Origin of the sequence: Streptomyces sp. adm13(2018), assembly GCF_008042145.1 — a bacterium.
Taxonomy (GTDB): domain Bacteria; phylum Actinomycetota; class Actinomycetes; order Streptomycetales; family Streptomycetaceae; genus Streptomyces.
On sequence record NZ_RDBH01000141.1, the window covers coordinates 892,383 to 899,339 of the forward strand.

Consider the following 6,957-nt stretch of genomic DNA (forward strand, 5'->3'; position numbering starts at 1 on the left):
GAGGAGTCAGGAGCCCTTCGGGCGCTCCTGCTCCACCCGCCCCCTGGCCGTCTCCAGGTGCGAGGTGAACAGGGCGGAGAACATCGAGGCGAGGGCGATGGTGATCGCCAGCCCGCCCGTGCCGAGCGTCCCGATGAAGCACGCCGCCGTCGCGGCCCCCACCACGACCACCCACACCGCGAGTGCCGCCTTGCCGCGGCGGCTCAGGAACAGCCACCGGTGCGGGGTGGCCGGCCGGGTGTCCAGGGCGCCGGCGGGGCCGGCCGTCGCCGCGCGCGGCCGCTTGAAGTAGCCGTACACCAGCCACTCCCCGCACGGCTCCCAGCCCTCCGGCTCCAGCTCGGCCAGGACCCTGGCGCGCCGCCCGGCCCCGATGACCTCCCGGCGGTACTCCCAGCGCAGGGTCGCCGTCGCCGGGCGGCGGCAGACGAACCGGCCGAGGGCGTCCAGCGACTCCACCTCCCAGCCCTGGTCGCCGTGGACGGCGAGCATCCGGCGGTCGTTGAAGAGATCCGCCGTCCAGGTCCAGCTCTCCGCCCGGCCGTCCGGTTCACCCGGCAGCGGCGCGAGCCCGCCGAGCCGGGCGGCGAACGCGGCGGCCGGGCCGAACTCCTCCTCCGGGTGCGCCCCGGTGCCGGAGAGGTGCCCGCGCAGGTCCTCGACGGTGGCGTCGATCTGCTCCGGCGGCACCCCCGCGGTGCGCAGCGCGTCGGCGRGCTCGGTGAAGTAGCGGTCGGATGCGGTCGTCATGCGGTGGTTCCCCCTGGGTGGAGCGTGGTCTCGACGGCGCGGTGGAAGCGCAGCCAGTCGCGGCTCTCGGCGGCGAGGTGCTCGCGCCCCCGCGCGGTGAGCCGGTAGTAGCGGCGCCCCGGGCCGCGCTCCGCGGCGCGGAACTCGGCCTCCACCAGACCCGCTTCCTCCAGGCGGTTCAGTACGGGATAGAGCGTCCCGCCCTTGATCTCGCCGAGCCCTGCCTCGGCGAGGGCCTTGGCGATCTCGTACCCGTAGCTCTCGCCGTCGGTCAGGCGGGAGAGGACGAGCAGGTCGAGGACTCCCTTGAGCCAGCTGGATCTGCGGTCTGCGGCCATGGGGTGTATTGCAGCACCAGCTAGGTAGGAATGCAAACTAGATAGTGGAGCCGAGGGTGGTGGGGTCGCTGCCCATCGGGGCGAGGTCGGTGTGGGTCGGTGGGGCTTGCGGGACCGGCGGGGCCTGTGGGTCGGCGGCGCCTTGGCCGGCGGGTCCCACCTGGCCCTCATCCGCGAGCTGCGGGCCATCGCGGGCTGACGCGCCGTGGTGTCCCGTCTCAGATAGTAGGAAGTCCGAGTAATTGTGGAGACAGATGAGGGGACCTGCCCTAGCTTTGTAGAAGCCGAACGTCTCGCTTCATCAGCGAATGGCGGTCGAGAGCGCGACGCCCTGTGCAGGCAACCCCTGCGGCGGCGCTCCCCGCCCCTGCCGGCACCTTCGATCACCACTGATCTCCGCACGCCGGATCACCACTGATCTCAAGGAGTCGATCCCCCATGGCAACTCAGACCGCCCGCCGCGTCCGCCACTCCGCCAACCGTCCCAGCGACGAGGCCCGGCAGAACGCCGCCGCCGCCCTCCAGCGCGCCCTCGACCGCCGTGACAACGGCGGCTCCACCGGCCACTGACACCCCGTCACCCGAATGGCGCTTCGTCCACATGATGGACGAGACGTGTCAGACGATGGGACGAAGAGTAGGGTGCCGACATGTCTCACAGCATCAATCTCGCAGTCATTCCCGGCGACGGCATCGGCCAGGAGGTCGTGGCCCAGGGCCTCAAGATCCTCGCGGCCGTCCTTCCCCAGGACGTGAAGCTGGAGACCGAGGAGTACGACTTCGGCGCGAAGCGCTACCACGCCACCGGTGAGACCCTCACCGACGCCGACCTCGACTCGCTCAAGAAGCACGACGCCATCCTGCTCGGCGCCATCGGCGACCCGTCGGTGCCGTCCGGGGTCCTTGAGCGCGGCTTCCTCCTGAAGCTCCGCTTCGCCTTCGACCACCACGTGAACCTGCGTCCCTCGAAGCTGCTCCCCGGCGTCGCGACCCCGCTCGCCGGGCAGCCCGAGATCGACTTCGTCGTGGTCCGCGAGGGCACCGAAGGCCCGTACACCGGCAACGGCGGCACGATCCGCAAGGGCACCCCGCACGAGGTCGCCACCGAGGTCTCGGTCAACACCGCCTTCGGTGTCGAGCGGGTCGTCCGCGACGCCTTCGCCCGCGCCCAGGCCCGCCCGCGCAAGAAGCTCACGCTGGTCCACAAGAACAACGTGCTGACCTTCGCCGGCCACCTCTGGACGGACACGTTCCACAAGGTCGCGGCCGAGTTCCCCGACGTCACCACCGACTACCTGCACGTCGACGCCGCGACGATCTTCCTCGTCACCGACCCGGCCCGCTTCGACGTGATCGTCACCGACAACCTCTTCGGCGACATCATCACCGACCTCGCCGCGGCCGTCTCCGGCGGCATCGGCGTCGCCGCCTCGGGCAACATCAACCCGAGCGGCGCGTTCCCGTCCATGTTCGAGCCGGTCCACGGCTCCGCGCCGGACATCGCGGGTCAGGGCAAGGCCGACCCCACGGCCACCGTCCTCTCCGTCGCGCTCCTGCTGCGCCACCTCGGCTACGAGACCGAGGCCGTCCGGGTCGAGGAGGCCGTCGCGGCCGACCTCACCGAGCGGGGCGACTCCGTCCGCACGACGGACGAGATCGGCGACGCGCTCGCCGCGCGAGTAGCGAGCTGACCCGCGCCGACTGACTCTCCACAGCAGCCGCCGGGTCGCCTCAAGCGCCCGGCGGCTGTACCTGTGCGGCCGCAGGGTGCAACCATCGAACCCTGGACCGTGTTCACCCGTTTCACGCACCGGTCCCCACGAGCGATAATCGAACGTGGGGCCGCGGCATGCGGGCATGCTCGGACGTCCACGTACCGCGGACGTCAGCCGCAGACAGAGGCGTGAGCGCGGTCCGACACACACAACCGGTGAAGGACACGCACTCATGACGACGCCCACCATCGAGCTCAAGCCCTCCTCCAGCCCGCTGTCCGACGCGGAGCGCGAGGCGATCCTGGCCAACCCCGGGTTCGGCCGCCACTTCACCGACCACATGGTCACCATCCGGTGGACCGAGGGACGCGGCTGGCACGACGGGCAGCTCGTGCCGTACGGCCCGCTGCACCTGGACCCGGCGACCAGCGTCCTCCACTACGCGCAGGAGATCTTCGAGGGCCTGAAGGCCTACCGCCACCCCGACGGCTCCGTCGCCACCTTCCGCCCCGACGCCAACGGCCGCCGCTTCCAGTACTCCGCGCGCCGCCTCGGCATGCCGGAGCTTCCGGTCGAGACCTTCATCGAGGCCTGCGACGTCCTGGTCCGCCAGGACCGGGCGTGGGTGCCCGCGCACGGCGGCGAGGAGTCCCTCTACCTGCGTCCGTTCATGATCGCGACCGAGGTCGGCCTCGGTGTCCGCCCGGCCAACGAGTACCTGTTCGTGGTCATCGCCTCCCCGGCCGGCGCGTACTTCCCGGCGGGCGTCAAGCCGGTCGCCATCTGGGCCTCCGAGGACCGGGTCCGCGCCGTCCCCGGCGGCGTCGGCGACGCCAAGACCGGCGGCAACTACGCCGCCTCCCTGCTCGCCCAGGCCGAGGCCGCCGAGAGGGGCTGCATCCAGGTCGCCTACCTCGACGCGGTCGAGCACAAGTGGGTCGAGGAGCTCGGCGGCATGAACCTGTACTTCGTGTACGGGAACAAGATCGTCACCCCGACCCTCACCGGCTCGCTGCTCGCGGGCATCACCCGCGACTCGCTCCTCAAGGTCGCCGAGGACCTCGGCTACGAGTCGGAGGAGTCCCGGATCTCCATCGACCAGTGGCAGACCGACAGCGAGAACGGCACCCTGACCGAGGTCTTCGCCTGCGGCACCGCGGCCGTGATCACCCCGGTCGGCACGGTGAAGTCCGCCCGGGGCGAGTGGCAGCAGTCGGACGGCGAGCCCGGCGAGGTCACGATGAGGCTCCGTGAGGCGCTCCTCGCCGTCCAGACCGGCCGGGCCGAGGACGTCCACGGCTGGATGCACCAGCTGGGCTAGTAGGTACCCCGCCCGCCGGATGCACCAGCTGGGCCGGTGTCTACTCCACCCGCGCCAGGGCTTCCGGGGCCGTCACGGTCCCGGGGGCCCTGTTCGGCGTCAGGACCGCGTACAGGGTCCCGCCCACCAGACCCGACAGCACGAAGCTGCAGTCGATCCCGCCGGTCAGTGCGAGCAGCGGCCCCTCGTACATCGGCGTCGACACCGCGGCGAGGCCGGCCGCCGCGCCGATCGCCCAGGAGGCGGTGGCGCGCGGGTGCCAGCCCGCCGAGAACCAGTAGATCCCGCCGCGCGAGCGCCGGTTGTAGACCTGGAGGGCCTCCGGGTCGTACGCGCCCCGGCAGCGCACGTGGCCGATCAGGGTGATCACCGCCCAGGGCGTGCCGATCGCCGTGAGCAGCAGCACGAACGAGGTCATCGCCGACTGCGCGTCCGAGGCGAAGTGGCCGAGGAAGACGAAGGCCGTCGCGACCGCCGCGACCACGAGCGTGGCGCGCGCCCGGGTGGCCCGGGGCAGGATGGCGTCCAGGTCGAGGCCCATCGAGTACAGCATCAGCCCGGCGTTGCCGACGGAGCCGGCGGTGGCCGCGAGCAGCAGCGGGACGAGGTACCAGACGGGCGAGGCGGCGACCAGCGGCCCGGCGTAGTCGAGTCCGCCGCGGGCGGCGAGCGCCGTGAACGTGCCGAAGAGCTGGGGGACCAGGAGCCCGACGAGCAGACCGAGACAGGTGGCCCGCCAGACGGACCGGGAGCTGTGCCGCTCGGGGGAGACGTACCGGGTGTAGTCGCCGAGCAGGGTGATGAACGCGACCGGTCCGCTGAGGCCCGCCGCCACCGCCGAGAGCAGCCAGGTCGGCCAGAACGAGCCGAGCAGGTACGGGGTGTCCGGCACCGCGGCCGCCGTGAAGTCGCCGGCGTACGCCAGGACCCCGAGGGCGAGGAGCACGGTCATCACGACGGAGAGCGCCTTGCTCAGCTTGAGCAGCAGCCGGTAGCCGAACACCGCGGCGACCGCGGTGCCGGCGGCCAGCAGCGCGTAGACGGCGGCGTGCGCGGCGCCGCCGGTCGGCAGGCCGACCAGCCGGGCGAGCGTCCCCACCATCACGTCGCCGCCGATCCAGAGGGTCAGCGCCGTGTATCCGAGGGAGAGCAGCAGACCGACCACCGAGCCGACCAGCCGTCCCCGTACGCCGAAGAAGGCGCCGGAGGAGGTGGAGAGGTTGGTGGCGGTACGGAGCGACACGAGGGCCAGCGGGGCGGTGACGGCCACGCCGACGAGGGTGCCGGTGACGACGGAGGTCACCGAGGCCCAGAGCCCGAGCCCGAAGGAGACCGGCAGCCAGCCGAAGACGATCACCCCCAGGCAGAGGTTGGACCCGAGCAGGATCGCGACGAGATCCCGGGGCCCGCTGGTGCGTTCGACCTCGGGGACGGTGTCGACTCCGCGCTGTTCTATGGGCATGGGGTCTCCTGGGGGACGGGAGCGGCGGGGCATGTTTAGAGCGACGCTCAATGTGACCCGAGCCAGCCGGTGGAGTCAATGCTTGGAGGAAAGCGGCTGAACATTTAGAGTGTCGCTCAAAAGGACGGTGCGGGGTCGGCCGTGGTCGGACGGCCCTACGCGTCCCGCCCGGTCGGACGGCCCGCCGCTCCCGTCCCCCAGGAGACCCCATGCCCATAGAACAGCGCGGAGTCGACACCGTCCCCGAGGTCGAACGCACCAGCGGGCCCCGGGATCTCGTCGCGATCCTGCTCGGGTCCAACCTCTGCCTGGGGGTGATCGTCTTCGGCTGGCTGCCGAGTGGATGCCGCACGAGCGCACCTGGATGGCCTGGCCCAGCCCCAACCCCACCTTCACCAACGCCGAGGAGCTGGCCGAGGCCCGTACCGCCTGGGCGTCCGTGGCCCGTGCCGTACGCCGCTTCGAGCCGGTCACGCTGGTGGTGGCGCCCGGCGACGCCGAGTCGGCCCGCGCCCTCGTGGGCGAGGACGTCGAGCTGGTCGAGCGGGACCTCGACGACGCCTGGATGCGCGACATCGGCCCGACCTTCGTCACCGACGGCGCCGGACTGGCCGCCGTGGACTGGGTGTTCAACGGCTGGGGCGCCCAGGACTGGGCCCGCTGGGAGCACGACTCGAAGATCGCGCGGCACGTCGCGGACGCGGCGGGCGTCCCGGTCCTCTCCTCGTCCCTGGTGAACGAGGGCGGCGCCCTGCACGTCGACGGCGAGGGCACCGTCCTGCTGACCGACACCGTCCAGCTCGGCTCCGGCCGCAACCCCGGATGGACGCGCGAGCAGGTCGAGGGCGAGATCCACGCCAGACTCGGCACGACGAAGGCGATCTGGCTCCCGCACGGCCTCAGCGGCGACTACGGCCTCTACGGCACCCAGGGCCACGTCGACATCGTCGCCGCCTTCGCGCGCCCCGGCACGGTCCTCGTCCACAGCCAGCAGGACCCGGCCCACCCCGACTACGAGCGCTCCCGGATGTACGTGAACATCCTGCGCGGCCAGACCGACGCGCAGGGCCGCCCCCTGGAGGTCGTCGAGATCCCGGCCCCGACCGTCCTGAAGGACGAGGAGGGCGACTGGGTCGACTACTCGTACATCAACCACTACCTGTGCAACGGCGGCGTGGTCCTCTGCGCCTTCGACGACCCGCACGACGAGCTGGCCGCCGAGATCTTCCGCCGCCTCTTCCCGGAGCGCGAGGTCGTCCTGGTCGACGCCCGCACGATCTTCGCAGGTGGGGGCGGCATCCACTGCATCACCCAGCAGCAGCCGAAGGTCTGAGGCCGGGAGGGGATGAGGTAGAACGTACGAGTGACCCG

The 6,957-nt window shown here is 71.8% G+C and carries 7 protein-coding genes; 4 read left to right on the forward strand and 3 right to left on the reverse strand.

Going from position 1 to position 6,957, the window contains the following annotated elements:
• Window positions 1-6: 6 nt before the first annotated feature.
• Together EAO70_RS32180 and EAO70_RS32185 are read right to left on the reverse strand one after the other, a co-directional pair.
• Window positions 7-750, reverse strand: a complete 744-nt coding sequence (locus EAO70_RS32180; RefSeq protein ID WP_148006309.1) for a hypothetical protein — start codon at window positions 748-750, stop codon at window positions 7-9.
• Window positions 747-1,088 (reverse strand): PadR family transcriptional regulator, encoded by a 342-nt coding sequence (locus EAO70_RS32185; RefSeq protein ID WP_148006310.1) that lies wholly within the window; start codon window positions 1,086-1,088, stop codon window positions 747-749. The genes EAO70_RS32180 and EAO70_RS32185 overlap by 4 nt, the downstream gene beginning before the upstream one ends.
• A 438-nt stretch (window positions 1,089-1,526) precedes the next feature.
• Here EAO70_RS32185 and EAO70_RS39740 point away from each other — a divergent pair, with 438 nt between their 5' ends.
• From EAO70_RS39740 to EAO70_RS32195, 3 genes are all read left to right on the forward strand, one after another.
• On the forward strand, window positions 1,527-1,658 hold the full coding sequence (locus EAO70_RS39740) for a hypothetical protein (RefSeq protein ID WP_260461862.1): 132 nt from the start codon (window positions 1,527-1,529) through the stop codon (window positions 1,656-1,658).
• 80 nt (window positions 1,659-1,738) lie between these two features.
• Window positions 1,739-2,779 (forward strand): 3-isopropylmalate dehydrogenase, encoded by a 1,041-nt coding sequence (locus EAO70_RS32190; protein ID WP_148006311.1) that lies wholly within the window; start codon window positions 1,739-1,741, stop codon window positions 2,777-2,779.
• Between the two features lie 256 nt (window positions 2,780-3,035).
• A complete protein-coding gene (locus EAO70_RS32195) occupies window positions 3,036-4,124 on the forward strand; it encodes a branched-chain amino acid aminotransferase (protein ID WP_148006312.1) in 1,089 nt (362 codons plus the stop codon).
• A 40-nt stretch (window positions 4,125-4,164) separates the two neighbouring features.
• Here the strand turns inward: EAO70_RS32195 and EAO70_RS32200 are convergent, their stop codons facing one another.
• On the reverse strand, window positions 4,165-5,586 hold the full coding sequence (locus EAO70_RS32200) for a cytosine permease (RefSeq protein ID WP_148006313.1): 1,422 nt from the start codon (window positions 5,584-5,586) through the stop codon (window positions 4,165-4,167).
• A 343-nt stretch (window positions 5,587-5,929) separates the two neighbouring features.
• Between EAO70_RS32200 and EAO70_RS32205 the strand changes: the two genes are divergently transcribed.
• A complete protein-coding gene (locus EAO70_RS32205) occupies window positions 5,930-6,919 on the forward strand; it encodes an agmatine/peptidylarginine deiminase (protein ID WP_261993144.1) in 990 nt (329 codons plus the stop codon).
• Window positions 6,920-6,957 lie beyond the last annotated feature (38 nt).